Source organism: uncultured Prevotella sp. (assembly GCF_946407605.1).
In the GTDB taxonomy this organism is placed as follows: domain Bacteria; phylum Bacteroidota; class Bacteroidia; order Bacteroidales; family Bacteroidaceae; genus Prevotella.
In genome coordinates this window covers 32,683-59,316 of sequence record NZ_CAMJOS010000005.1, presented here as the reverse complement: position 1 = coordinate 59,316, position 26,634 = coordinate 32,683, and the positions used below count along the sequence as shown (strand labels likewise).

The 26,634-nt window shown below is 52.1% G+C and carries 19 protein-coding genes; 8 read left to right on the top strand and 11 right to left on the bottom strand.

Annotated features, from left to right (window positions below; translation table 11 throughout):
• The first annotated feature begins 18 nt into the window (after positions 1-18).
• From Q0R57_RS03845 to Q0R57_RS03835, 3 genes are read left to right on the top strand one after another with little or no spacing between them, the layout of a single operon-like run.
• A complete protein-coding gene (locus Q0R57_RS03845; RefSeq protein WP_294744084.1) occupies positions 19-1,524 on the top strand; it encodes a family 43 glycosylhydrolase in 1,506 nt (501 codons plus the stop codon).
• On the top strand, positions 1,521-4,184 hold the full coding sequence (locus tag Q0R57_RS03840; RefSeq protein ID WP_294744083.1) for a glycoside hydrolase N-terminal domain-containing protein: 2,664 nt from the start codon (positions 1,521-1,523) through the stop codon (positions 4,182-4,184). The genes Q0R57_RS03845 and Q0R57_RS03840 overlap by 4 nt, the downstream gene beginning before the upstream one ends.
• Positions 4,181-5,566, top strand: coding sequence for a prolyl oligopeptidase family serine peptidase (locus Q0R57_RS03835; protein WP_294744082.1), 1,386 nt, complete (start codon positions 4,181-4,183; stop codon positions 5,564-5,566). The genes Q0R57_RS03840 and Q0R57_RS03835 overlap by 4 nt, the downstream gene beginning before the upstream one ends.
• Here Q0R57_RS03835 and Q0R57_RS03830 read toward each other — a convergent pair.
• From Q0R57_RS03830 to Q0R57_RS03790, 9 genes are all read right to left on the bottom strand, one after another.
• A complete protein-coding gene (locus tag Q0R57_RS03830) occupies positions 5,563-8,073 on the bottom strand; it encodes a glycoside hydrolase family 95 protein (protein ID WP_294744081.1) in 2,511 nt (836 codons plus the stop codon). The two genes, Q0R57_RS03835 and Q0R57_RS03830, sit on opposite strands and share 4 nt — an antisense overlap.
• 6 nt (positions 8,074-8,079) lie before the next feature.
• Positions 8,080-10,611 (bottom strand): endo-1,4-beta-xylanase, encoded by a 2,532-nt coding sequence (locus Q0R57_RS03825; RefSeq protein ID WP_294744080.1) that lies wholly within the window; start codon positions 10,609-10,611, stop codon positions 8,080-8,082.
• 35 nt (positions 10,612-10,646) lie between these two features.
• On the bottom strand, positions 10,647-12,482 hold the full coding sequence (locus Q0R57_RS03820) for an ABC transporter ATP-binding protein (protein ID WP_294744079.1): 1,836 nt from the start codon (positions 12,480-12,482) through the stop codon (positions 10,647-10,649).
• Positions 12,483-12,522: 40 nt separating this feature from the next.
• Positions 12,523-14,067: a YifB family Mg chelatase-like AAA ATPase gene (locus Q0R57_RS03815; protein WP_294744078.1), complete on the bottom strand. Its 1,545-nt coding sequence runs from the start codon at positions 14,065-14,067 to the stop codon at positions 12,523-12,525.
• Between the two features lie 12 nt (positions 14,068-14,079).
• Positions 14,080-15,093, bottom strand: coding sequence for a DUF4369 domain-containing protein (locus Q0R57_RS03810; RefSeq protein WP_294744077.1), 1,014 nt, complete (start codon positions 15,091-15,093; stop codon positions 14,080-14,082).
• Positions 15,093-16,778, bottom strand: coding sequence for a tetratricopeptide repeat protein (locus tag Q0R57_RS03805; RefSeq protein ID WP_294744076.1), 1,686 nt, complete (start codon positions 16,776-16,778; stop codon positions 15,093-15,095). Before Q0R57_RS03805 ends, Q0R57_RS03810 begins: the two co-directional genes overlap by 1 nt.
• Before the next feature lie 180 nt (positions 16,779-16,958).
• Positions 16,959-17,264, bottom strand: coding sequence for a 30S ribosomal protein S10 (rpsJ, locus tag Q0R57_RS03800; protein WP_013064715.1), 306 nt, complete (start codon positions 17,262-17,264; stop codon positions 16,959-16,961).
• A gap of 334 nt (positions 17,265-17,598) precedes the next feature.
• Entirely contained in the window at positions 17,599-19,677 is a 2,079-nt protein-coding gene (locus Q0R57_RS03795; RefSeq protein ID WP_294744072.1) for a PP2C family protein-serine/threonine phosphatase, read from the bottom strand.
• Between the two features lie 108 nt (positions 19,678-19,785).
• Entirely contained in the window at positions 19,786-20,892 is a 1,107-nt protein-coding gene (locus Q0R57_RS03790) for a helix-turn-helix transcriptional regulator (protein ID WP_294744070.1), read from the bottom strand.
• 229 nt (positions 20,893-21,121) lie between these two features.
• On the opposite strand from Q0R57_RS03790, the gene Q0R57_RS03785 reads away from it, so the two are divergent.
• The 5 genes from Q0R57_RS03785 to Q0R57_RS03765 all read left to right on the top strand — a co-directional run bounded on the left by Q0R57_RS03785 (position 21,122) and on the right by Q0R57_RS03765 (position 25,139).
• The gene (locus Q0R57_RS03785; protein WP_294744067.1) at positions 21,122-21,265 is read left to right on the top strand and encodes a hypothetical protein; all 144 of its coding nucleotides are present in this window, start codon (positions 21,122-21,124) and stop codon (positions 21,263-21,265) included.
• A gap of 144 nt (positions 21,266-21,409) precedes the next feature.
• A complete protein-coding gene (locus tag Q0R57_RS03780; protein ID WP_294744063.1) occupies positions 21,410-21,541 on the top strand; it encodes a hypothetical protein in 132 nt (43 codons plus the stop codon).
• A 47-nt stretch (positions 21,542-21,588) separates the two neighbouring features.
• Positions 21,589-23,313, top strand: a complete 1,725-nt coding sequence (locus tag Q0R57_RS03775) for a hypothetical protein (protein WP_294744065.1) — start codon at positions 21,589-21,591, stop codon at positions 23,311-23,313.
• A gap of 111 nt (positions 23,314-23,424) precedes the next feature.
• Positions 23,425-23,556: a hypothetical protein gene (locus Q0R57_RS03770; protein ID WP_294744063.1), complete on the top strand. Its 132-nt coding sequence runs from the start codon at positions 23,425-23,427 to the stop codon at positions 23,554-23,556.
• 47 nt (positions 23,557-23,603) lie between these two features.
• The gene (locus Q0R57_RS03765) at positions 23,604-25,139 is read left to right on the top strand and encodes a hypothetical protein (protein ID WP_294744062.1); all 1,536 of its coding nucleotides are present in this window, start codon (positions 23,604-23,606) and stop codon (positions 25,137-25,139) included.
• Positions 25,140-25,454: 315 nt separating this feature from the next.
• On the opposite strand, the gene Q0R57_RS03760 is transcribed toward Q0R57_RS03765, so the two are convergent.
• Together Q0R57_RS03760 and Q0R57_RS03755 are read right to left on the bottom strand one after the other, a co-directional pair.
• Positions 25,455-25,556: a smalltalk protein gene (locus Q0R57_RS03760; RefSeq protein ID WP_294744059.1), complete on the bottom strand. Its 102-nt coding sequence runs from the start codon at positions 25,554-25,556 to the stop codon at positions 25,455-25,457.
• 74 nt (positions 25,557-25,630) lie between these two features.
• On the bottom strand, positions 25,631-26,233 hold the full coding sequence (locus Q0R57_RS03755) for a DNA-binding protein (RefSeq protein WP_294744057.1): 603 nt from the start codon (positions 26,231-26,233) through the stop codon (positions 25,631-25,633).
• Between the last annotated feature and the right edge of the window lie 401 nt (positions 26,234-26,634).

Genomic DNA, 26,634 nt, shown 5'->3' with positions numbered 1-26,634 from the left:
TAAAAGAACCTACACACTATGAAAATTTTTAAGGCAATACTGGTCTGTACGGCCTGGCTCACAGTAGCAGGCGTGCAGGCTCAGAATCCTGTAATTTGTGATCGTTATACGCCAGACCCAGCACCCTATGTGCATGGCGACACGCTCTACCTGTTTGTGGACCACGACGAGGACGAGACAGAGAATGGTTACTTCACCATGAAGGACTGGCTGCTCTACAGTACCGTGGACATGGTGAACTGGACCTATCGCGGCACACCCCTGACTGGCGAGACCTTCAAGACGTGGGCCAAGACCACCAACGACTGCTGGGCCAGCCAGTGTATTGAGCGCAACGGCAAGTGGTACTGGTATGTCACCGCTACCTATGCCAACGGCGGCTATCCTGCCATTGGCGTGGCTGTGGCCGACAGCCCTGCAGGACCCTATGTCGATAAAATCAAGAAGCCACTGGTGAAGGGCTGGGGTAAGATCGACCCCACGGTGATGATTGACGATGACGGTCAGGCCTACCTCTTCTATGGCAACGGTAACTTCGGCCTGTGGTACACCAAATTGGCAAAGAGCATGACAGCCATCTCTGGTGGCGAGAAAGAGATCAACATCAAGGATGAGAGCGCCTTCGGACCCTTCAAGGGCTATGACGACAACAACAATCCCAAGAGCAACTTAGAAGAGGCCACATGGCTCTATAAGCGCAACGGCAAGTACTACCTGGAGTATGCCGCTGGTGGTGTGCCTGAGCATTGGGCCTACTCTACTGCCGACAAGATTACAGGACCGTGGACCTATCAGGGTAAGGTGATGGGACAGGCTGATAACAGCTTCACCATTCATGGCGGTAGCGTGGAATACAAGGGTCACCACTATATGTTCTATCACAACGGCAAGCTGCCTAATGGCGGCGGCTATAAGCGTGCCACCTGCGTGGAGGAGTTTACGCGTTTCGAGAACGATAGCATACCTTATATTAAATTCACCACCAAGGGCGTAGAGCCCCTGCAGACGCTAAACCCCTTCGTAGAGCAGGAGGCTGAGACGCTGAACCAGAGCCAGGGTGTGAAATGCATGGGCGACTATACGGGTTGCTACGTGACCGACATCAGCGCCGGCGACTACCTGAAGGTGCGCAACGTGGACTTTGGAGAGACGGGTGCCAAGCTGTTCAGGGCTCGTGTGAAGAGCACTGGCAAGGGTAACCTCATGATTCGTACAGCCAGCAAGTCAGGTGCCATCAAAGGCCGCATCGCCATCGAGTCGACCAATGGCGAATGGACTGACGTGACCTGCGAGCTTACACAGCCCATCAGCGGCGTGCAGAACCTCTTCTTCACCTTCTCAGGCACAGGCACCTCACTCTTCGACTTCGACTGCTGGCAGTTCTACGAAGACCCCAGCGCCATCACCACCCACACTCAAAGCATCACCCCTAAGACATCCAGCATCTTCGACCTGCTGGGCCGTAAGACGAAACAGGGCAAGGGCATCAGGATTGTAAACGGAAAGAAAGTGACAGGCAAATGAAAAGACTATCGTTAACCATTATCGCCGCACTCCTTTCTATAGGCATGCAGGCGCAAGACAGCGACAATACGGAACGCCTGTGGTACGACAAACCTGCCACCATCTGGCTGGAGGCACTCCCCATAGGCAACGGCCGACTGGGAGGAATGGTCTATGGCGGCACGCAGACAGAAGAGATTCAGCTGAACGAAGACTCGTTCTGGAGCGGAGGTCCACATAATAACAACAGCACCACAGCAAAAGCAAATCTGGAACAGGTGCGCAGCCTCATCTTCAACGGCAAGGAACAGGAGGCTGAGGACCTGATAAACCAGAAGTTCATCAAGGGACCTCACGGCATGAAGTATCTCACGCTGGGCAGTCTGAAGATGACCCATACAGGCATTAACACCAGTGAGGTGAGCAACTACCATCGCGAACTCGACCTTACCACGGCCTTGTCGAGTGTCAGCTTCGATTACAACGGACATCACTATAGTCGCACCACCTTTGCCTCGATGCCTGACAGCATCATCGTGATGAGACTTGAGGCCGACACGCTGAGTACGTTTACCATCAAGCACTCGGCCCCCTACTCCACCTCGTATGCCAAGAGTGACGACGGCATAGCTGCCACCATTCAGGGCGTGGACCATGAAGGTATCGCTGCCAAGCTGAAGGCTTCGCTGCGCTACCAGGTGGAGAGCGACGGTGACGTGACCTATAACACAGGCGGCAACGTGCAGGTAAAGAACTACACTTGGGCTGTGGTCTATATCTCTGCTGCCACCAACTATGTAAACTACAAGAACGTAACGGGTAAGCAAGCCGCAAGGAGTCTGTCATACCTGACCAACGCACGCCAGCACGACTACGCAGAACTGCTGAGCCGTCATCTGGCTGCCTATCAAGAACAGTACTGTCGCGTACATCTTTATATGCCATCGACGCCAGCCAACGCCAAGCTCACCACAGAGAAACGCCTACAGAAATTTGCAAGCAGCACAGACTGGGGCATGGTGGCATTGCTGTTCAACTACGGACGCTACCTGCTTATCTCGTCATCGCAGGCTGGTGGTCAGGCTGCCAATCTGCAAGGACTGTGGAACGACAAGAAAGACGCACCATGGGACTCGAAATACACCATTAACATCAATGCTGAGATGAACTACTGGCCGTCTGAGGTGTGTAACCTCACAGAGACCAACGTGCCCTTCTTCCAGATGATTCGCGACCTGAGTGAGACAGGCGCCAAGACAGCCCAGGTGATGTATGACTGCAGCGGATGGATGGCCCATCATAACACGGATATCTGGCGCATAGCAGGACCTGTGGACGGTGCCTTCTGGGGCATGTATCCTAATGGCGGCGCCTGGCTGGCCACACATCTGTGGCAGCACTATCTTTATACTGGCGACGTGGAGTTCCTGCGTGAGTGGTATCCTGTCATCAAAGGTACTGCCGACTTCTATCTCGACTTCATGGTGCCCCACCCCAAGTACAACAACTGGCTCGTGGTGGTGCCGTCAGTAAGTCCTGAGCAGGGTCCTGCTGGTAAGTCGACACCTATCACAGCAGGCTGTACGATGGATAACCAGATTGTGTTCGATGCCCTTTCGAACACGCTGAAAGCCGCAGAGATTCTGGGCGAAGACTCAGCATATATCAGCCAACTCACATCAGCCTTGGAACAGATTCCTCCCATGCAGATAGGCAGCAGGAAGCAGTTGCAGGAGTGGCTCATCGACGCTGACGGCAGCGATACGCACCATCGTCATATCTCGCACCTCTATGGCTTGTTCCCCTCGAACCAAATCTCTCCCTATAGCCATAACGAGCTCTTTGCCGCAGCCAAGCAGACACTCACAGACAGAGGCGACGAGGCTACTGGATGGAGTTTAGGCTGGAAGATATGCTTCTGGGCACGTATGCTCAACGGCAACCATGCCCTCACCATCATCAGGAATATGCTGAAGCTCCTGCCTTCGGAGGATGCCACAGGCCAGTATCCCAACGGACGTACCTTCCCCAATCTGTTCGATGCTCACCCACCCTTCCAGATTGACGGTAACTTTGGTGCTACGGCAGGCATCGCCGAGATGCTGCTGCAGAGCCACGACGGCGCCATCCACCTGTTGCCTGCCCTGCCTGCCTCTTGGAAAACAGGCAGCATAACGGGACTGAGATCACGCGGAGGCTTCGAGGTGGATATGGAATGGGCAGACAACAGCCTTTCTGTCGTCACCCTACGTTCAACGATAGGCGGCACAGCACGTCTCCGTTCGTATGTTGAGTTAGAGGGTGACGGACTGCAGGTGGCAGAAGGCGACTGTCCCAATATGCTCTATGCACCTGCACAGATCAAAGAACCACTGTTGGCCAAGAACCTCACCACGAAGCCAAAGGCAACAGTAAAAGAGGTATATGAATACGACGTGCAGACTACTGAGGGCGGCGAATACCGTTTCTATAAGAAAGGTACGATGACTGGCATCAACTCTCCGCTCGGCTCTGCCGCTTTGCGCAGCAAAGAACTTTCAACTTTCAATTCTCAACTTTCAACTTACTACGATCTCCAGGGTCGCCCCACGACAAAAGACGCCAAGGGCATCGTTATTGAGCGACGTACGATAGACGGTAAGAATACCTATAGAAAAATCATAAACACTAAATTGCAATGAAAAAGCTTTTATTATGCATGTTCACCCTGGTCCTGCTTGCTTCCACGAAGCTGATGGCGGCCAAGGAGAACAAGTTCTACAACATCACAGTCGACGGCAAGGCACGCAAGTACCTGCTCTATGTGCCTAACAAAGTGAAGGAGAACGCACCTGTGGTCTTCTCGCTACACGGCGCTGGTGGCGTGGTCTCTACATCGTCGCACGACCCCAACTTCAACCCCATCGCCGATAAGGACAGCTTTATCGTGGTCTATCCTCAGGGACTCGACACCGTGTTTCCTGGCCTTGGTGGCATGACGGCTCCAGGCTGGAGTGCTTACGGCGAGGAGAACTTCGACACGCACTTCCTGCTGGCTGTATTGGAAAAGATTGCAGAGAAATATACCATTGACCGTCAGCGCATCTACTGCTGCGGCTTCTCGAATGGCGGCATGATGACCTATACGATGGCCAATACCAACAGCCACATCTTTGCGGCCTTCGCAGCCATCAGCGGCTATCCTATCAACGAGTTCCACCTGCACCACACCAGCTGGCGTCCTGTGCCCTTCCTGCATATCCACGGCAAGAGCGACGACTTCGTGAAATATTCACTCGTGCCAAATATCATCGACAATATGGTAGCACGCAATGGTGCTAACCCTGTGCCTCAGGTGACCACCCAGAGCGGCAGCTATAAGAAGAGCATCTACGAGGCTGGCGAGGGAGGCTTCCCCGTTATCTTCTATGAGATTGACGGCATGGGACACGAGGCCTTCACCAACAAGACCGAGGATAGCAGCTCGTCGCAAACCATGTGGAACTTCTTCAAGCAGTACACCCTCGACAGCCCCTGCGACACCACGCTAAAATGGCGTCCTCGCATAGAGACTGAGGGCTACGAGCCCATAAAGCACGGCTGGACCATGAACAATAGTACGACGCTGCTGAGGTTTGGTGGCACACAGAAAACCAACGACAACCAGAACGTGTATCGCTCGTTGCAGTTCGAGACAGGCGGCTACACCTTGCACTTCAAGGCTGAGGGCGATGCCAGCAAGCAGATAAAGGTGCAGATTCAGAAGCTGACCAGTCCTAGGACCATGGTGCTGAACACGCAAGTGAATGTTGGCGGCGAGATTAACCTCCCCTTCGTGGTGGAAGACGGATGGGGCGAGTATAAGCTGACCATCACCCGCTTCGCCACTACTGACGAGATCACTATCTCAGACATCCAGATTCACAGCAGCAACGATGCTGTGACGGCTATAAAAAATGTTTCGCCCGCTGTGAAACAGGGACGAAACACTTATCTTTCTGATTTGCAGGGCAGAATCTTAAAACATCAGCCCCGCAAGGGAATCGTTGTCAAGGACGGCAAGAAAATCACGTCGAGGCATTAACGCTTAAACGTATAAGACGTTCCAGCCTCGGTCTCGACATCATATTCGTAGACCTTTCGTATCGGCAGCAACTGGAAATCTTTCAGTTCTGCCGATTTTAATGGTGTGCGTATCTCAGCAGGAGCCAGCAGCGCGTTGGGACATGCGCCTTGAGCCTCTTTCAGCACCACGCCCTTGGGAGCCTTAGCCAGCGAGAGGGGCACATAGGAACGCAGACGCAGCGTGCCACCAATGGTTGACTGTACTGTAACAGTCTGCAGCTCACCACCCTTCCATTGCTCATCAACCACGAAGCCTCCACGAGAGCGGAGACCCTTCACCTCACCATCTTTCCAGTCATCAGGCAGGGCAGGCAACAGATGAACAGCGCCATCGTGACTCTGCAGCAACATCTCACAGATACCTGCAGAGACGCCAAAGTTACCATCAATCTGGAAGGGGGGATGGGCATCGAACAGGTTAGGATAGGTGCGTCCAAGAGGATGCTGACGAGCCGAGCGGTCATCTGGCAACAGGTGCAGCATATTCTTGATAATCGTGAAGGCATGATTGCCATCGAGCATACGTGCCCAGAAATTGGTCTTCCAACCCAAGCTCCAACCTGTAGCCATATCGCCACGCTGCTTCAGCGTGTTGGCAGCAGCAGTAAAGAGGTCAGGATGACTGTAAGGCGACACCTGATTAGAGGGATAGAGGCCATAGAGCTGCGAAATATGACGATGTTCGTCGCGAGGATCATCACCATCGATAATCCACTCCTGCAGCTGTCCATGACGACCAATCTGCATAGGAGCGATATTCTCCATCTGGAACTTCAGCTCCTCAGCAAACAGGCTGTCCTGACCTAAGACCTTTGCGGCCTGCAGCGTCTGACTGAGCACATCGAAAGCAATCTGATTATCCATCGTAGAGCCAGCAGTAACGTTGGTGCGCTTACCCATAGGTCCATGCTCTGGTGACACCGTAGGCACGGTGACCAGCCAGCCAGCAGCCTGCTTCACCTCACCATTAGAAGGATAGACCTGCATATAGTCGAGCAAGAACTCGGCAGCGCCCTTGAGAACGGGATAATACTGGGCCAGGAAGGCCTTGTCGCCAGTATAGAGGTAATGCTGCCAGATATGAGTGGTGAGCCAGGCACCACCAGTGGGGAACATACCCCAGGGTGTACCATCCACAGGACCTGCGATGCGCCAGATATCCGTGTTGTGATGGGCTAACCATCCACGACAGCCATACATCTGACGAGCTGTCACAGCACCTGTCTCACTCAGGTCTTTAACCATCGAGAACAAAGGCTCCTGCGTCTCGGCGATATTACCGATGAGGGCAGGCCAGTAGTTCATCTCAGCATTGATATTAATTGTGTATTTTGAGTCCCAAGGGGCATTGTAATTATCGTTCCATACACCCTGCAGGTTAGCAGCCTGACCACCAGGCTGACTCGACGAGATGAGCAGGTAGCGACCATACTGCATCATCAGTCCAACAAGGTCAAGGTCGGTAGCATCCTTCTCGAAGGCAGCCACACGCTTGTCCGTCTCCAGACCAGAGTTGGCCGACTTAGGCAGGTTGAGAGCAACACGGTTATACTGTTCCTGATACTTCTTGATGTGGCTGGCCAGCAAACTCTTGTATGATTTGCCCCTCACAGCGGCTATCCGCGCATTGTTCTTCTTGCGAGGGTCTCCACTCACATCGTGGTAGTTGACGAAATTAGTGGCGGCAGATATAATTATTGTAGCCCATGACGCATTCTTCAGCGAAATCGACTTTGTATCATAGGCCGTCAGCCATCCATCCGATTCAACATGAAAATGGCATTCTGCAGTCAGTCCTGCATTGATACCTTCCTGATCAACGCCATGCACCGTGGCCCAAAGATCCTGTTCAGGGGGACCTGGTACCATCGTACCTAACACTGCATCTGTTTCGTACTTCAACTGGCTATCGAAATACATCTCAAACGCCAACGCTTTCCTTTTGCTGGCTTCAATATGGATAACGATTACACTGTCGGCCTGCGAGGCAAACACCGTGCGGTCGTATTTCACGCCATTATAGACATACGATGTGGTGGCCAGGGCATCACCCAGACTCAACTCACGGCGATAGTTCGTCACATCCTTATGTCCCAGTTTCAGCTTCACACTACCCAGCGGCAGGAAACGCATGCCGTGAGGCCCTTTCACAAAAGCCTTGTCGATGATCTTCTCAGCCTCACGTTCCTTACCCTGGAAGATCAGGCGGCGCACCTCTTGCAGTTTGTCCAGCGACTCGTTGCTGTTGTTGTTATGGGGCTGTCCGCTCCAAAACGTCTCTTCGTTCAACTGGATTTCTTCGGTCTCAGTTCCACCATAAATCATGGCGCCCATGTGACTGTTACCTACTGGGAGAGCCTCCAGCCAATGCTTGGCAGGCTGGGCGTACCACAAACGATGGTTCTGTGCAGATGCTGTCAACGCTGTTGCAGCGAGCAGCACGATGGTTAATAATCTGTTTCTCATTTCTATTTAGTTTTTGATAAATTTCTTACCATTACGGATATAGAGTCCTGGACGCAGACTCTCCTCATTCACCTGTCGGCCACTCAGGTCAAATATTGGTGAAGGGTGAGTGGTGAAGGGTGAGTGGTGAAGGGTGAGTGGTGAAGGGTTAACAGACGTCGTCTGCAACGATCTGTGGCGCAGGGCAGAGCGTACGGCATACCATGCCTTCTTCTTACCCAAGCCAGAAGTATAGAGCAGCGGGTTAGAGGCTGTGCGCCAGCTGTCGTTGTCCTTGATGCCCCATATCAACATATTGGGACAGTTGTCGTTGTTCAGCACGATATCTGTTATCACACGATAGTTACGCGCCTGCTCCAGCAGGTCGGCAGCACTGGTCGATGGGATACCCATATCAAGTTCAGTAACAATACACTTCATGTTAGCCGCACCAAAACGACGGATGGTAGACTCGAGCTTCACAGAGTCGACCTCACCAATGGAGAAGTGGCATTGCAGACCCACACCATCGATGGGTATTCCGCTGTTCTTCAGACGCATGGCGAGGTTATAGAACGCCACCGCCTTGGCCTTGCCCTGCAGCTCTACATCGTAGTCGTTCAGATAGAGGATGGCGTTAGGGTCAGCCCTATGGGCATAGACGAAGGCCGAGTCGATATAGTCGTCGCCAATGGCACGCTGCCACACGCTCTCACGAAGCTTGTAGCCCTCAGGATTGGTACGGATGGCACTCTGGTCATCATCGAGACACTCGTTCACCACATCCCATTCCACTACTTTACCTTTGAAGTGCTGCATCACGTTGGTGATATGATCCTTCATAATTTTGAGGGCCTGCTGACGACTCCAGTTTTTATCGTTCTTCTTGCCGTCGCTACTCAGCCAGGTGGGCTGCTGGGTGTGCCATACGAGACAGTGGCCCCTGACCGTCATATTATTGTTCTTGGCAAAGGTCACCAGCTGGTCGGCACTGCCGTACGAGAAGGTTCCCTGTGAAGGTTGAAGAGTCTCCATCTTCATCTCGTTCTCAGCCACCATCATGTTAAACTGCCTGCCAGCCTCATCACGATCGCTCTGCAGACCCTTATAGGTACTCATGGCCACACCAATCTTCTTGCCGTTCTTCTCGGCATAGTAGCGCAGCGTGTTATTGTCGGTATTATCATCGATGCCGTCATCATAGAAGGGTCCCATCATATCCTCTGGGTCAGGGATATCGGGGTTGTCAGGATCGTCTGGGTCCTGATTCTCCAGCGATGTCAGCACCAGCACCAAAGCATATCCGTTGTCTGTACGCTCCTCCAGTTTCCAGGTATATTTCTTAGGCACTTTCAACTTAAACTGCCAGTCGCCGCTCTTGCTCTTGGCAGTGAGCAGCGTAAACTCCTGCCCTACCTCGAGGGCATTGCCCTCAACCTTCAGTTCGATAATGGGCATCACGTCGCTGGTACTGAAGTCCTCGCACATATTCGAATAGCTCAGCACACCAGCCACGTTCAACAGGTCGCAGCTGTTGGCAGAGGCCACCTTGAAACGCAGCACAGAAGCAGGATGCAAGATAAGATTGGCATTCTTGGAGAGCGAGACGTAATTCTTCAGCGTCAGCGTGTCAATAGCATCGTCGCCTGGCTCAATGGTACCATAGTTATCTACCGCGCCACCAATACTGCCTGTGCCACCCAGCACGCCCTTGCTAAAGACATAGGCCACGGGCTCGTTAACATTAGGACGGGCACCAAGACCACCACGCCATTTCTTTTTCTCGGCCTCAGCACGATTGTTATTAATCATCACCCTACCCTCCAGCACACGCAACGCACCACTCAGGTAATTCTGGTTGCCCGTGATACGCAAGGTGCCAGTACCTTCCTTGACGATACTTAATGACGTGTCATCGCGATAGTCAGAGGGTTTGATGGTACCTGCCAGCGTAGCATCGGTATTCAAGCCGCCCAGCAGATAGTAGGCTGCACGTTGGTTCTTCATATATCCCAGCAGCGTAGAGCCTTCCTCCGTCTGCAGCTCGCCAATGCGGAAGCCAGCACCACTGGTATTGGCCTCGCAACACATGGTGGCATCGCTGTGCAATGTCACCTTATTATTAGCCATTGAGGGGTTCACCTTACCCGACTTCGCATCATCGAGGGCATTCTCTGGCGACGAGGACTTGCCGCCATGAGCCAGCACCACACCCCAGAAGCCCGCATTAGGGGCATTCGCCTTAAAGGGATAGATGTGGATATCGCCACTATAGCCCGTCCAGACAGGCCAAGCAGCACCCTTGGAAGTTCCCAGATAGCTTCGTTCGCCACCTGCATAGAGATTCAGCACGCCGCTACCCGTAATCTTTGACGAGAAATAGCAGTAGCGCGCCATCATCACGTTGACCGTCTTCCCAGCAGGCAACGAAATATTCTGACTATAGGTCACGTAATTGTCAGACTTGTTATTACCGCTGATATCGATTGTATCCACCTGTGCATTCGCAGCTGTTGCACTCAACATCACCAGTAAGCTCGTAAATATCCATCTTATCATATCATTCACCATTGACCATTCACCTTTCACCAATTTTACAGCTGCTGCATGTCATAAAGCCGCTTATAGTATCCGTTCTTCGCAATCAGTTCCTCATGCTGACCACGCTCCACAATCTCACCCTCATAGAGCACACAGATCTCGTCGGCATTCTTGATAGTCGACAGACGGTGGGCGATGGCGATGGTGGTACGACTCTTCATCAGACGCTCCAGAGCCTCCTGCACCAGACGCTCACTCTCCGTGTCGAGGGCCGAGGTAGCCTCATCGAGAATCAGGATAGGCGGGTTCTTCAGGATGGCACGGGCTATAGACACACGCTGACGCTGACCGCCAGACAGTCTGCCTCCCCTATCACCAATCATCGTGTCGTAGCCGTTCTCGCTCTCCATGATAAACTCATGGGCATTGGCAATCTTCGCGGCCTCGACAACCTGCTCCATCGTGGCATTATCCACGCCGAAGGTGATATTATTATAGAAGGTGTCGTTAAACAGGATAGCCTCCTGGTTGACGTTACCTATCAGCGCTCGCAGGTCGGAGATACGCAGACCCTTGATATTCTTACCGTCGATGAGCACCTCACCACCCGTCACGTCGTGATAGCGCGGTATCAGGTCCACCAGCGTTGACTTACCCGATCCCGACTGTCCCACCAGGGCGATGGTCTTGCCCTTGGGCACCTTCAGGTTGATATGCTTCAGCACGGGACGCTCGGCAATATAGCTGAAGTCCACATCGCGCAGCTCTATCTCCTGCTCAAACTGGAAGTTCTCCACAGGATGCTCAGGCTCCTGGATGGGGTTCTCAGCCTTCAGGATGAAGTCGATACGGTCCATCGAGGCCAGACCCGGACCAATCTGATAGGTAGCCTTCGACAGGTCCTTCAGGGGGTTGATGACGCTGTAGAGAATCACCATATAGAAGATAAACGTAGAGGCATCGATGAGGTTCGACTCACTCAGAATCAGCGAACCGCCAAACCACAGCACCACCACGATGATCACAGTTCCTAAGAACTCACTCATGGGGTGTGCGGCACTCTGACGAATCACCATCGCATTCATGCCCTTACGATATTCCTCGTTCACATCGGCAAAGCGCTTCTCCATCTTCTTCTCTGCGATGAACGCCTTGATGATACGCAGACCACCCAGCGTCTCGTCCAACTGGGCAATGAGGTTACCCCACTGGCTCTGCACAGCGGCACTCTGGCTCTTCAGCTTACGTCCCACGCTACCCATGATCCAGCCTGCCAGCGGTGCCACCACCAACACGAAGATGGTCATCTGCCAGCTGACGGCAAACAGGGTGACGAAACACACGATGATAGCTATCGGGTGACGTATCAGCATATCCACACTGCTGGTGATAGAGTTCTCCACCACCTGCACGTCGGCCGACATACGGGCTATGATATCACCCTTACGTTCCTCAGAGAAGAAGCTCAGCGGCAGACTCAGCACCTTACGGTACACCTCCACACGGATGTCTCTCACGATACCTGTACGCAGCGGCACCATCACGGCTGACGAGGCGAAGTAGAAGAAGGTCTTCAGACCCGTCATGATAATCAGCGTCAGACCCATCATCACCAACGTCGTAAACTCTCCGTGGGCAGCAATCAGCTCCTGCACATAGGCATAGCCGTTGTTCTGCAGCACATCCTTGCTCAGATGACTCCAGTCAATAGGCTGCATCGTGTACACCTGCGTATCTATCTTAAACAGGATGTTGAGGATAGGTATCAACACCACAAATGAAAACACGTTCAACCACTGCGCCAGGAAGTTCAGGACGACACTCCCTGCGAGGTATTTCCTGTAGGGCTTCAAGTAGCGCCCCATCACTGATAAAAACTGTTTCAGCATCTATTCTTTATTTATCCTTTCAACTTTGACCTTTCAATTTTCATCCTCTCTCCGACCAATCACCTCTATCTAGGTTCCTGTAGCCGATAGCCTCGGCGATATGGTTGCTCTGCACCTTCTCCGAGCCGTCGAGGTCGGCAATGGTACGAGCCACCTTCAGGATGCGACTATAGGCACGAGCCGATAGTTTCAGACGCTCCATTGCCATACGGAGCATATCCAAGCTGGCAGCATCGGGTTCGGCATATTGGTGCACCATCTTCTCGGTCATCATCGCATTACAATGAATACCTTTCTGATCCTTGAAGCGCTCCTCCTGAATCTTTCGTGCCTTGATGACACGTTCACGGATAACGGCACTGGGTTCACCAGGCTGCAACTGCGAGAGCTGGGCAAAGGGTACTGCCTGAATCTCGCAGTGTATGTCGATACGGTCCAGCAGCGGACCGCTGATCTTGTTCATATAACGTTGTATCTGCCCTGGGGTACACACACAGTGGTGCGTGGGGTCGCCGTAATAGCCACAAGGACAGGGGTTCATCGAGGCGACAAACATAAACGAGCAGGGATACATCACATTGTATTTGGCACGGGCAATGGTGATGGTGCGGTCTTCCAACGGCTGACGCAGCACCTCCAGCACACTACGGCTGAACTCAGGCAGCTCGTCGAGGAACAGCACACCATTATGCGCCAGTGATATCTCGCCAGGCTGAGGGTTGTTACCGCCACCCACGAGGGCCACCTGCGACACGGTATGATGCGGCGAACGGAACGGACGCTGACTGATCAGGCTGGTCTCACGACTCAGCTTGCCTGCTACGGAATGAATCTGTGTGGTCTCCAGACTCTCGCTGAGCGACAGCGGCGGCAGTATCGACGGCAGACGCTTGGCCATCATCGACTTACCACTTCCTGGCGGACCAATCATAATCAGGTTATGACCACCAGCGGCAGCCACCTCCAGGGCACGCTTCACGCTCTCCTGCCCTCTCACATCCTCAAAGTCGAAGTCGAAGTGTGTCTGCTGCTCGTAGAACTCCTTACGGGTGTCGACAACGGTAGGCTCAAAGATAGGACCGTCGTTGAAGAACTTGATGACATCCAACAGCGAGTCCATACCATAGACCTGCAGGTTGTTCACCACCGCCGCCTCGCGCACGTTCTGCGAAGGCACTATCAGTCCCTTGTACTTCTGGGCCCGTGCCATGATAGCTATGGGCAGGGCACCACGCACAGGCAACAGCCTGCCGTCGAGTCCCAGCTCGCCCACCATCATATAGTCGTTCAGCATCTCGGTGCTCACCTTCGTGTTGGCAGCCAGGATGCCGATGGCCAGGGGCAGGTCGTAGGCGCTACCCTCTTTCTTGATGTCGGCAGGAGCCATGTTCACCGTGATGTCAGCCACAGGGAACTTAAACCCGTTGTTGCCCAGGGCGGCCTTGATGCGGTCGATACTCTCACGCACAGCGGCATCGGCCAGTCCCGACATGTGAAGCATGGTACCTCTGGCGATGTTGACCTCGATGGTGACGTGAACGGCCTCAAGACCCATGACGGCTGCGGAATGCGTGTTTACAAGCATCGGTATGAATAATTATGGCGTTTCCACTATTTTCTTGATATCTTCAAACTTCATCGAGCGACCTTTGATGTTGCCCTTGGCGTCGGTCACGATATTATCAGGCACGAAGGCCAGACCGAGCGTACCCAGCAGGGGTGAGTCCCACAGCTTGCCGTCGCAGATGTTCTGCCACTCTATGCTGTCACGCTTCAGTATCCTCTTGCCTTCGCACGAGTCGGTATCAAGGGCTATGGAGATAATCTTCAGGTCTTGGGGATGGTCCTTCTGCAAGGTGCGCAGACGACGCATGATGGTCTGCGAGTCACTATTCCACGAGCCCCAGACGGTGATGACGTTGTATTTGGCATTCAGCAGACTGTCAGTCACCTTCTTGCCCTTGGTATCTACGGCTTCGAAATGCGGCAACTTCTTGTTGTCGCCTATCTTCGCCACGTTCTTCAGTCGGTTATAGAGCTGAATCATCGGCACGTCGTTGGGCTTGGCCTTCATCATCAGGCCGCACAACTCAAAGGCCTCGTTCAGGTCGGCATCGACAGCCAGGATGAAATAACGACGCAGGAGATAGGGCGCCAGCGCCGACTTCGGATGCTCCATGATATAGTCCTTGGCCATTTTCTTGACCTCGGGTGGCATCATCTCGTTAGACTGCAGGCGGAAGGCGGTCATCTCTTCGTTATAGTCGGTACCAGTGACCTCTGTCTCTTTCAGGTGCGATACGTCGCCCTCAATCTTCACCTTGCCGCCAGGCTCGGTGACGATGGGCAACTCCGAGAAGTTGGGGAAGAGCAGTAACAGCACGGTGGTGTCGTTGGCGGGCGTTCTGTAGATGAACTTACCCTCGCGCACGGCTATCGTGTCTTTCTGTCCCGTCTCGAAGCTATAGATATAGAACTCGCCCTGATTGATATTCTTAAACTTACCTTCCACCAGACAGTCACCACCCCTCTCTCCGCAGGCCGTTAGGAACAGCAGAAAGAGGGGATAGAGAATTGTTACCGACGAGCGGAAGATGTGGGCTCGCTTCATTATTTCTGAACCTTTGTGAGTTCCAGGTCGTTGGCGGCATAGGTAGCCAGCGACGGATCTTTGGCCACAGCCTGCTTCAGGGCGTTGGCAGCCTCTGCATTGTTGCCGGTGCGAGCCAGGAGGATGGCACGCAGATAATCGGTGGTGGCATCCTGGTTCTTCACAGCCTTCAGCGTGTTGGCGGCAGCCTGGTAGTTCTTGTTAAGTATCTGAGCCAGGGCGGCAGAGTTCGACTGCACCTTGGCGAAGTCCTGCTCAGCCTGTGCGTACTTACCCTGTGCCAGATGCAGGTTACCCAGCACCTCGTTCACACCATTGGCGGTAGCACCCTTGGCGATATAGTTCTCGGCAGCCAGCATGTCGCCCTGCTTCAGAGCCATCAGGCCCATGTTGACATTAGCCTCAGCCTGGTTGCGGTCTATGTTGAGGGCCTTCTGTGCCCACTCCTTAGCCTCGCTGTCCTTACCCTGAGCCAACGCGATGCGGGCCAGGTTGTTAAAGGCGCGTGGGTCGCTGGGATACAGCTGTGTGGCCTTCTTATAGGCGTTCTCCTGTCCTGCCAGGTCGTCATAGAGTGTACCGGCATAGAGCAGCTCCTCTACCGAGAGCTGTGAGGCGTCGTCCTTCAGCTGCTGCATGATCTGCTCGTCGTCACGACCAATCAGCTCGTAGTTGATGGTGATGCGCGAACGGCGCAGCTGAGGCAGGATACCGTCGGTGAGCTCGCGGAAGGCGGCAGAGATGTTCTTGATCTGCTGCTCACGCTCCTCGGGGTCCTGATACATTGACAGCACGCGCAGAATCACGTCCTTGTCCTGAATGTCGCTGGCAGCCACCAGCTGCTGGAATCCCTCCCAGTCCTCAGCGGTGTATTTCGTATCTACGGGGGCCTTAGCCTTCACCTTCTTCATCTCACCCGACACATAGTCGCTGGTCACGTCCTGACGTTTGTTTGCCAGCTTCTCGTTCAGGTCGTAGCCGCCATCAGGCGAAGCGTATGCCGACACCTCGAGGTTGTCGAACACCATCGTCTCCTGGTTGTTCACGATATCCTTCAGCAGTCTCACAAACTCCTGCACGGAATTGTTCTGCAGCTCGCTCTTGCGCAACTGAGCCTGACCGATGAGGAACTTGATGTTAGCCTCCTGCTTCTGCTGCGACACACGCTGGAACTCGTCCTGTGCCAGAGCGGCATTGGCGGTGAGGATGGTGCGGCGATAGAGCTCCGAGGTGGCAACGATGCCGTTAGCCACGAGCACATCGGGAATCTGCACCTTCTTCTTGCCCACCTTGGCGTCGAAGGTCATATACAGCTGACCGTTCTGCATCTCAGGCTGATAGTCGAAGGTGCTCTTCATCGTGTAGCGGCCACCCACCAGATACGATATCACCTGGTCGTTGCCCAGCACCTTCTCGCCCTGGAAGGCAGCGGTGCTGCCGTTCAGCACCTTCTCGCCCTGTGCGGTCTGGAAGCGCAGCTGTGGTGTTACCTTTACCACAGCCTTTTTCTTCATATATTTCTCGGGGAACATACCGTTGACGGTAGCCTCTACCTGTCCGGCCTGAGCCTCCAGGGGTTTGGGAGTCACGTTGAAGTTGTCAGGTGTCAGCGGTGCCAGCTTGCCCGAGCATGCAGTCATCAGCACGGCAGCACCCACCAAGAGTAGTGATGTGATTTTTTTCATTGTTGTTGTTTATTAAAATGTTATGTATTCCTATTAATCTGCAAAGATAGTGATAAAAAACTATACCACATCGCCTTTGCCGCCCTTTTTTTGTTTTATTAAGATAAAATAAAAAGAAGCGGTGCCTCCACAAAGGAAAGCACCGCATTTTTCTTCTTATCCGATGGTTTCAATCAGAAACTACACCTTGATCTCAACCTCAACACCGCTGGGGAGCTCGAGCTTCATCAGGGCATCAACAGTCTTTGCAGTAGAGCTGTAGATGTCAATCAGACGCTTGTAGTCTGACAACTGGAACTGCTCACGAGCCTTCTTGTTAACGAAGGTAGAACGGTTCACGGTGTAGATACGCTTGTGGGTGGGAAGGGGAATAGGACCGCTGATGATAGCACCTGTAGCCTTCACGGCCTTCACAATCTTCTCTGCTGACTTGTCAACCAACTTGTGGTCGTAGCTCTTCAGCTTGATACGAATTTTTTGACTCATTGTAATTTAAATTTTTGAATTTTGAATTTTACTATTTGCTGCCGCTAAAGAGTCATTTGCTCAGCGGCAAGCCTTTTCTCATTTCCGGGCTGCAAAGGTACGTATATTCCACGACATACACAACTTCTTATATACGCGCCTTTCAAAATTTAAGATTATTTAATACTCTTCCAACAAGATTCCTATGGGGCGCATCTCCAGATTCCCTTTGCTGACCCTGAATGCTTTTTCCACTACCTGTAAAATGGCAGGAAGAAGACAAACTTGAAAGGACACAGGGTTTTGCTGGTGACCCGTTCTTTCTCATATTATTTTTTTTTGCATTGGATGAGTTCTATTGTCTGTTGGTGATGCGGAAGGCGAGCATGGTGAGGTCGTCGTTCTGCTCGGCGCCGTCGCGGAACTGGTCGGTGTCGGCCTTGAGGGCCTCGATGATGTCGCGCATACTTAGAGAAGCGTGCGACGTCATCAACTGGATGATACGGTCTTCGCCATACTGTTCCTGCTGGCGGTTCTCGGCTTCGTTCAGGCCGTCGGTGTAGAGCAGCATTATACTGCCGCTGGATAGCTCCATCTCTTCGCCCACATATTCCAGATCGGGCCAAAGCCCGATGGGGGCATTGGTCTCCTTGACATCGAGGAAGGCGAATTGTCCTTCGGCATTGCCGATGACGGGCGGATTGTGCCCGGCATTACAGTATTCTATCCGATGCTGTTTCAGGTCGTACCTGCAGATGAACATGGTGACAAACATGCCTTCCTCGTTGCTCTCGGTCAGTTCGGAGTTCAATCGGGTGGCTATCTCCGCTGGTGTTCTTCCTGTCAATGCCAGTGTGCGGAATCCGCGTGTGACGATGGCCATGAAGAGCGATGCGGGCACACCCTTGCCGCTGACATCGCCGATGCAGAAATAGAGCATGTCGCCTTTCCAGAGGAAGTTGTACAGGTCGCCACCCACCTCCTTGGCGGGTGTCATCGAGGCATACATATCGAGACCCTCTACGTTGGGGAACACGCTGGGCACCATCGACATCTGTATGTCGCGGGCAATGCGCAGCTCACTCTCCATGCGCTCCTTGGCGCTGGTGGTCTCTTCGAGCTGGTCGTAGGCCGTCTTCAGGTCGTTGTGGGCCTTTCTCAGACGGACTCCCATGCGGTGGCGCACGATGATGTAGACGAGGAGGAACAGAATGGTTGCCGCCATACCAATCACTCGTCCGATGTGGCGCTGGCGAACGTAACGCTCATTCTCGGCTGTCATCTCCAGTTCCTTCTGGTGTACAGCCGCCTCTTCACGGGCTTCGGCGATGCGCGAGAGGGTGATGGCCGAGTCGAGCCGTTCGGTGATACTTAAGCTCACGGCACGGGCCGTGTCGATTCGTCCGGCCTTCTTATTGACTTCATACTTCTTTAGGAGCATTTTCTGTATGTTCTCCAACGAATAGCTGGTGCCGAACTCTTTCATCATTTCATCCAGGCTTCCGAAGTTGTCGGCAGCATCCTGCCAACGTCCTGCCAGTCGCAGATAGTCGCTGGCCAGTATCTTGCCTTCTGCCGTCTGGAAGAAATCTGTCTGGCAAAACAGCCTGTAGGCCTCGGCGGCTTCGTCCTTGCGCCCCATACCCTCTAAGGCTCTGGCTAAATAGATGTTGTAGCGAGCCCGCTGTTTGTTGCTATAGTCAGGTCGCGCGTCAGCCTGCTTCTCATATCCGTCGATCAACTGGTTCAGGCGCTCAAGCCATAATACAGCCTTCTTATAGTCGGCTATTTCCAGATAGTTGTAGCTGATGTTAATCACGCCCACGATAGCATCGCGGTAGCTGATGGCATTCGGGTGTCTCCTGATATTGTCGAGATGGGCGCGATAAGCCTCTTCCAGACGATTGTCGGTCTTGTCATCACTCAACCCCAGACGGCTCTGACTACAGCCGATATAGATGAGCATGTTGGTGTATTCGCTGAGTGTGTCACGCCCAAGGCTTTTCAACCGTTCTGTAGCGGGTATGGCCACTTTCAGGGCGTCTTCATATTCAGTCCATGTACTCAGAAGACCCGTCAAACGGTTGGCAATGCCGGCATACACCCGCACGTCCTCGTCGTCAGTAGAGTTCTCTACAGCGGCGATACCCGTCTTCCAGTACAGTTCGGCCATGCGTTTCTGCATCATACGGTCATAGGCGTAGCCCAGCCAGTAGCAGGCTTTACCTTCGGAAAGACATCCCTGCAGCTTGAAACTGTCCACCAGTTCTATGATACGCGGATAGTCCTTGGCCATATAGGCCTCGTAGATCATGTCCTCTGCTTCTCTGTTTAGCCTTTCCCGTTCTTTGGAGCTGCCTCCACATCCAGACAGGAAAATGACGGCAGCGAGCGTCACCACCAGCGTCAAATAGCGAAGTCTGATTGTGTTCATATATCCATTTTTGGAGATTGTCCGTGTGCAAAGATACAAAATAATTCATAATGCATAATGCATAATTCATAATTTTTATGTTTCTTAACGGAGGAGATGCGCTATCTCTTACGACTTGGCGCAGGAGCGCTGGAAGTGCGAGGGCGTCATACCTGTATATTGCCGGAACACACGATGGAAGCTGGAGAGACTGAAGCCACACTGGTCGGCCACCGCATCTACCGACCATCCCGGGTGCTCCTTCATCAGACGCTGCGCCTCCTCCACGCGCAGGTGGTTCAGCCATTGTGTCAACCTGCCATACTCCGACTTCTGGAGCCACGCCTTCAGCAGATAGCGCTGCACATCCATCTCGTTGGCCACGATGGTCAGCGTGAGGTTCGACTTGCGGTAGTTACCTGCTTCCACCCATTTCTCGATGGCCTGCTCTACGCGTTGTAAGTCTTCATCGCTCAGCGTTGTGTCGCCATCATTCTCCTCCATGATAGCCTCAGCCTCCTCCACACGCTGCAAGTCCTGACTGATGCCGTAGCTATGGAAACAGCTGGCGCAATAATAGATGATAGCGAAGAACGTGCAGGCAAAGGCAGAGAGCATCCAGCCCTCCTGGAATATCACGACAGGCACGAACAGGGTGATGACGGCCAGCATCGTCACACTACGTCCCATCCATCCTAACAGGTCCTTACGTTCGTGGTCAAAATACTCGTCCACCGCACGCTGCATACGGCGGTAGCCCTTGTATAGCGACAGGAAATAATGACTCTGTATCAGCAGAAGCAGGCCAGACCCCACATATTCCGCTATTCTCAGCGCCTGCGACTCCTGTTCAAAGGGAATGCCGTCGGCCAGCGCCGTAGCCACCAGCTGAATCAGCGCTATGACATACAGCACGGGGCCGAAACACCAGTTCAAAAGGGCAATGCGCCCTTTCTGCTGTACGTAGAGCAAAGCCAGATTGATGGTAACAGTACAAGGTATGAAGAATATCAGGTTCCAGAACACGGCCTGCGTCACGCCCATCTGTCGGTAGCCGCCTATGTACTGCAGCAGAAACTGCGCCGCTATCAGCGCCAGTCCGCCCGCCATCAGCCAGCGTGCCCTGCCAAACACCTTGTTTCTCATCGCTCGTCGGGGCAGCTGGAAAGCCACCGTCAGTGCCAGCAGCACCATCGTCAGCATTCCGCCACATTGCATTTCCGATATTCCAATCATTTCCTTTCCCTTTACACAGCCTATCGAACGATGAATCGATGAGGTTTTTTCATTTTCGCCTGCAAAAGTATATATTTCCGATGAAATGGGCAAAAAAAAATCTCACAACTTGGTTTTGAGACAACAAAAAATATATCAAAATCAAGTTGTGAGACACCTACCCACCAAAAATCGGGCCCCGATTGCATTATTTTTTGTACCTTCGCGCCAAATTAGAAAACAGACGCACATGAAGCAATTTCTCGACATGCCCCTGTGGCTCTCCATCCCCCTCGCCGTCACCTATATCCTAGCGTGGGCGGGGTTCATCTACACCATTTATTACCACAGCAATTGGAGACAGCGCAGACTTAACAAAAACAACAAGAAATAAACAAACACAAAGATATTACGAGGAAAGACTATGAATGAGTATTATTATTATGGAGTAGCAGCCATGTTCTACATCACCACGTGCTGGACAATACAATAATTTGCAAACATATTATTCATTAACAAATTAAAAATCAAAAAAGAAATGAACAAAAAAGATTATCAGAAACCGACGATGAAGGTCGTCAAGTTACAACACACCGGGATGCTCATGGTGAGCGGCGGCGACAATGTGGGTGCCACAATGAATGACACGTTTGAAGAGGAGGAAATCTAATGCCCCGCAGCGATTCGAGTATTAACAACAAAAACAGAAGAAGAACAATGAAAACAAAGAATATCTTCAAGATGCTGGCAATGGCCCTGCTGATGCCAGCCATGCTGCTGACCACCGCTTGCAGCAGCGACGACGACGCTATCGTTAACAACGAACCGACCGCTAAGAAAGGCTACACCATTCCCGTAACCGTCAACGTAACCCGCGAGGGCGACGAGGCAGCCAATAGCCGCATTACCCGCGCCACGTATAACGAATCGACCATGAAACTCTCCTTCAGCTCGGGCGACAAGTTGTTTGTGATTGGTGCACATAATGATGCAGGCCTGTTTGGTGGCACGCTGACATATGATGGTGGCACAACATTCAGCGGTACCATTACTACCAAGAATCCATATTCTGGCACTGCCGCTGCACTTTTCAGCTCTGCTGAAACTGTTGCGGCCTCGTTGCTGCCAAACGACTATGGAACCTATGGCTATTTCTCTATTACTGAAAATAAAGGTTATAACGCTGAATTGGCTTATAATAATAACAACGCTTTTGCCACCACGAAGGCTTTAGCTGTAGAGCAATTCTGCATGGAGTGGGCAGGTTCATATTCCGATGGCTTTGAGCTGAGTCCCTGTAATGCCATTCTCAACTTCACCATCACTGGCTTGACACCCAGCACTGAGGTTACAGCAACATTAACCGATGGAGGTTCACTTACGATTAGTGGAAATGTCACTACTGACGGTTCAGGTAATGCTACATTTGCAGTTGCTGTACCATATGGTACTAATTTGAATTCTCTCTCCCTGACAGTGGGCGGTAATGCTATCGTCCTCGGCAGCGGCAGTAAAACGCTCGTATCTGGCAAGATTTATAACATCAACAGAAGTGCTGTAGATCTGCCCGAGGGTGCACTCCCTGGCAAGTTCGCCATCAACGCTGGCGGCCACAAAGTGCGCTTCTCGCAGGGCAACCTCCAGGCAGTGATTGCGGATGGCGGTCCTACCAACACATACAACTACGCGGCCTCTTCGTGGCAGTTTGCCGAGCACCAGTGGGACTTCATCGGCAATGCTGCTGGTAATACCTCGTTTGCCGCAGGCTCTACGGTCGACCTCTTCGGCTGGGTAGGCTATACCGCCGCTTACAACACGTATGGCCTCTGCACTTTTGTCACCAACAATAATAATCAAGTCACAAGTCATTCTTATTACGGCTCCAATAGCGCCAGCGAAACTCTGAGGAACGACTGGGGTACGCTGGCCATCAGCAATGGCGGCAACACAGCTAACTCTGGCTGGCGCACGCTGACCAGCAGTGAGTGGGATTACTTGTTCAATACCCGCAGCGGTGCTACCGTTAAAGGCACCAGCAATGTCCGCTACACCCTTGCCACCATCAACACCAATAACGGTAGTGGAGGTGTGAGAGGTGCCATCCTGTTCCCCGACGGTGTGACTATTGCTAATGGCGAGGCTACCTCGTGGGGCGCTCTCAACAGCGTCAGCCAATGGAACGACGCAACGAAGTGTACCACGACCCAGTGGACTGCTCTTGCTGCCAAAGGTTGCGTGTTCCTGCCAATTACTGGCTACCGTAGCGGTACAACGGTTGAACAAGCCACGTATGTAGGCCACTATTGGTCGTCAACACCCGCGAATAATGAAGAGACCAAAGCCATCAGATTAATGTTTAGCAATCAATTACTGTTTCTGTCGAATATCGGCGATTACCGCTGTAACGGGCACGCCGTGCGCTTGGTGAAGGACGTGGAATAAGAAAGAATGTGTACACAGAAGTACACAGAAGGGACGGTTCCTTTTGTGTACTTCTGTGTACAATAATTTGCAAACATATTATTCATTAACAAATTAAAAATCAAAAAGGAAATGAACAAAAAAGATTATCAGAAACCGACGATGAAGGTCGTCAAGTTACAACACACCGGGATGCTCATGGTGAGCGGCGGCGACAATGTGGGTGCCACAATGAATGACACGTTTGAAGAGGAGGAAATCTAATGCCCCGCAGCGATTCGAGTATTAACAACAAAAACAGAAGAAGAACAATGAAAACAAAGAATATCTTCAAGATGCTGGCAATGGCCCTGCTGATGCCAGCCATGCTGCTGACCACCGCTTGCAGCAGCGACGACGACGCTATCGTTAACAACGAACCGACCGCTAAGAAAGGCTACACCATTCCCGTAACCGTCAACGTAACCCGCGAGGGCGACGAGGCAGCCAATAGCCGCATTACCCGCGCCACGTATAACGAATCGACCATGAAACTCTCCTTCAGCTCGGGCGACAAGTTGTTTGTGTGGGGTAATGATACCAGGGTTGACGGAGGAGCAGGTTACTTTGCGGGCACGCTGGATTATGTGCCTGCGTCAGGACAATTCACCGGCATCATTACTACCCAGAAAGTGTACACTGGCACTGCCGACGCACTTTTCACGGCGACCAGCTCGAGCGGTGAATATCTCACAGCCGACTTGCTGCCTGCCGACCACGAAGACTATCGTTTTATCTATATTCAAACAACTGGTGGTAACGGTTATGACGATGTTCTTAATACTGCTAGTGCCAAAGCTTTTGCCACCTCGAAGGCTACGGCTGTAGAGCAGTTCAGCTTAGAGGAAGCATCTACATATTCCAGCGGTTTTGCCCTTCACCCTCTTAATGCCATTCTAAACTTCACCATCAGCGGACTGACACCCAGCACTGAGGTCACAGCAACATTAACAAATGGAGGTTCACTTACGATTAGTGGAGATGTAACAACTAATGCTTCTGGCGAAGCGTCATTTGCTATGGCTGTAAGTCGTGGTACTAATTTGAATTCTCTCTCCCTGACAGTGGGCGGAAATGATTACACCCTCTTGAGAAGCAGTAAAACGCTCGAAGCAGGTCATGTGTATAATATCAACAGACCCCTCACTTACCCCATCGCCCTCAGTTCTGTGACAAGTGCCTATGTCGGCAGCGTCATCACTACCGACGGCAATGTATATGCTACGGTATCCGATGCGACCGCCGCCAGCAAGACCGCAGTGGCCATGATAACCTATGTGGGTGCAGCCGGCAGTGCCGATGCCAGCAGCGCATCGTATAAGGGTCTTGCCCTGGCGTTGACGGACGCATTGGTCAATGCCGGTAACCTTGATGATCGCGATAACTATTTTGAGTGGTGTACTATTAATGGTGGTCAATGTCTGCCCAAATGGTATGATAATAACGAGACGACTGACATGGCAGGCATTGCCAATACCGATGCGCTTGTAAATCATGGTTCGCATACCCATGATGCAGCCACTAAAGCAAGAAGCTACAACAGTGGTACTCATCCCACGGGTACAAGTGAATGGTTCTTGCCGAGCGCCGGTCAGTTGGATAAGATGATTACCACTGCAGGAAGCTATACCGCTCTGCGCGACGGATTCAGCAGTGTCGGGGGCACGGATATTATGGCGCGTCGCTATTGGACATCCACGGAGTGTGCTGGCAGCGCGTGGATATTCTACTTCTTCAACGAAACTGGCTACTTTGCTAACACTACTAAGACCGGCACCAACCGTGTCCGTCCCTGCCTCGCTTTCTAATCTGTTAGGTAACGTATAAGCGACAAAAGTGAAATACTAATGAGGTCGGAGAAAGTAATCAAATTCTCCGACCTCATAGATTTTCCTTAAATAATTAGGTGAATTCTTTTCTATACATCAAAGACACCAACCCATTTCTGAGTCGGTGCCTTCGTTCTGTTCTAGTGAAGCGGACGGGTAGGAAAGAGTCTATCCACTTTGACCTCCGGTCTAGTCTGCTCACACTCGGTAGAGCTCAAGCGAGCTTGGCTCTCCTCTCGCTTACTCGCATCCTTCCTCTTTCCACCTTTCAAGTTTCAACTTTCAAGTTTCACCTTACATGCATTCCATGCAGGAGGTCGTTCCCAGCGCCGTCAGCGCTGCTGTCAGTATCGATACGATGATCTGAATAACTGTCTTCCAAGTTTCTTTTTTCATAGCTTATTAATATTAATGGTTATTGTTAGAAGTAAGAGGGCCTCAGCCGTCAGACCTCAGCCCTCGTACTTCGTTTAATTGTACCCATCGCCGTTGTCACCACCACCTCCGGTGTTGTCACCATTCGTGGGATTCGAGGGATTCGTGTTTGAGTTGTCGCCACCGTTCTGGGTGCCTCCGTTCTCCGTAGATCCGTTGTTCCCAGATTCCGTAGAACCGTTCTCCTCGGGGTCTTCCACCTCGCCAGAGGTTGAGGTCACACGCTTCACTTCCTTGCCGTTGCGGTCGATGCAGGAAATCTGGATGGCGGTGTTGGCCAGCTCGTCCTTCAGATCCACGCTGGGGGTGAAGATGATGCGACGGCTTGAGATCAGACTGGTCTTCACGTCGTTGACGTTCTCCACAGCCTTGCTTCGCAGTCCGAAGCGCATGCTTCCCAGTCCGGGCAGAGCCACTGAGTGGCCTTCCGTAGCCCATGCCTTGATTACCTCGCCGGCTGCATCCCAGCAAGCCTTCATCACGCCCTGACTCACGCCGCTGCGAAGGGCAGCCTCCTTGATGACCTTAGCCTGGGTCAGCGTAGAGTACATCTCAGGCTTCATCACATAGCGGTACTTGCCCGCCGATTCCTTGTCAAACTTCAGCAGTCTTTCCACTGCCTTTACCTTAAGTGCCATAATTGTTATAAATTTTAAGGGTTGTAAAAATTTTTCCTCTTCCTTAAAACCTATTCCTTGCTTCCTTAGAAATGCGCTTTGCCTATGAAAAACTTGCTCCATGGTTAACAAAAATTTTCCCGTTGGCTATGCCGCAAATTTTAGTCGCTAATGTCATTGTTGCAACTATGTTGCAAAGGTACAAATTTTTCCTGAATTGTGCAAGAAAAACGGCAATTATTTTTCAAAAAAATGCAGGTTATAAACTTATAACTCCTGACACCTGACATCTTAATTCCAGCGTTTTACTTGAAACAGTAATTTTTATTATTATATATTATATATAATATATAATAATAAATTATATAATTATGATTCTCTCTACCCATACCTCTCTTCATCACCGTCCAAGGCATCCCATA

Excerpts from the sequence above, each read along its gene's own strand:
- Q0R57_RS03845 (WP_294744084.1), top strand. The coding sequence starts at position 19 with ATGAAAATTTTTAAGGCAATACTGGTCTGTACGGCCTGGCTCACAGTA.
- Q0R57_RS03840 (WP_294744083.1), top strand. The coding sequence starts at position 1,521 with ATGAAAAGACTATCGTTAACCATTATCGCCGCACTCCTTTCTATAGGC.
- Q0R57_RS03835 (WP_294744082.1), top strand. The coding sequence starts at position 4,181 with ATGAAAAAGCTTTTATTATGCATGTTCACCCTGGTCCTGCTTGCTTCC.
- Q0R57_RS03830 (WP_294744081.1), bottom strand. The coding sequence starts at position 8,073 with ATGAGAAACAGATTATTAACCATCGTGCTGCTCGCTGCAACAGCGTTG.
- Q0R57_RS03825 (WP_294744080.1), bottom strand. The coding sequence starts at position 10,611 with ATGATAAGATGGATATTTACGAGCTTACTGGTGATGTTGAGTGCAACA.
- Q0R57_RS03820 (WP_294744079.1), bottom strand. The coding sequence starts at position 12,482 with ATGCTGAAACAGTTTTTATCAGTGATGGGGCGCTACTTGAAGCCCTAC.
- Q0R57_RS03815 (WP_294744078.1), bottom strand. The coding sequence starts at position 14,067 with ATGCTTGTAAACACGCATTCCGCAGCCGTCATGGGTCTTGAGGCCGTT.
- Q0R57_RS03810 (WP_294744077.1), bottom strand. The coding sequence starts at position 15,093 with ATGAAGCGAGCCCACATCTTCCGCTCGTCGGTAACAATTCTCTATCCC.
- Q0R57_RS03805 (WP_294744076.1), bottom strand. The coding sequence starts at position 16,778 with ATGAAAAAAATCACATCACTACTCTTGGTGGGTGCTGCCGTGCTGATG.
- rpsJ (WP_013064715.1), bottom strand. The coding sequence starts at position 17,264 with ATGAGTCAAAAAATTCGTATCAAGCTGAAGAGCTACGACCACAAGTTG.
- Q0R57_RS03795 (WP_294744072.1), bottom strand. The coding sequence starts at position 19,677 with ATGAACACAATCAGACTTCGCTATTTGACGCTGGTGGTGACGCTCGCT.
- Q0R57_RS03790 (WP_294744070.1), bottom strand. The coding sequence starts at position 20,892 with ATGATTGGAATATCGGAAATGCAATGTGGCGGAATGCTGACGATGGTG.
- Q0R57_RS03785 (WP_294744067.1), top strand. The coding sequence starts at position 21,122 with ATGAAGCAATTTCTCGACATGCCCCTGTGGCTCTCCATCCCCCTCGCC.
- Q0R57_RS03780 (WP_294744063.1), top strand. The coding sequence starts at position 21,410 with ATGAACAAAAAAGATTATCAGAAACCGACGATGAAGGTCGTCAAGTTA.
- Q0R57_RS03775 (WP_294744065.1), top strand. The coding sequence starts at position 21,589 with ATGAAAACAAAGAATATCTTCAAGATGCTGGCAATGGCCCTGCTGATG.
- Q0R57_RS03770 (WP_294744063.1), top strand. The coding sequence starts at position 23,425 with ATGAACAAAAAAGATTATCAGAAACCGACGATGAAGGTCGTCAAGTTA.
- Q0R57_RS03765 (WP_294744062.1), top strand. The coding sequence starts at position 23,604 with ATGAAAACAAAGAATATCTTCAAGATGCTGGCAATGGCCCTGCTGATG.
- Q0R57_RS03760 (WP_294744059.1), bottom strand. The coding sequence starts at position 25,556 with ATGAAAAAAGAAACTTGGAAGACAGTTATTCAGATCATCGTATCGATA.
- Q0R57_RS03755 (WP_294744057.1), bottom strand. The coding sequence starts at position 26,233 with ATGGCACTTAAGGTAAAGGCAGTGGAAAGACTGCTGAAGTTTGACAAG.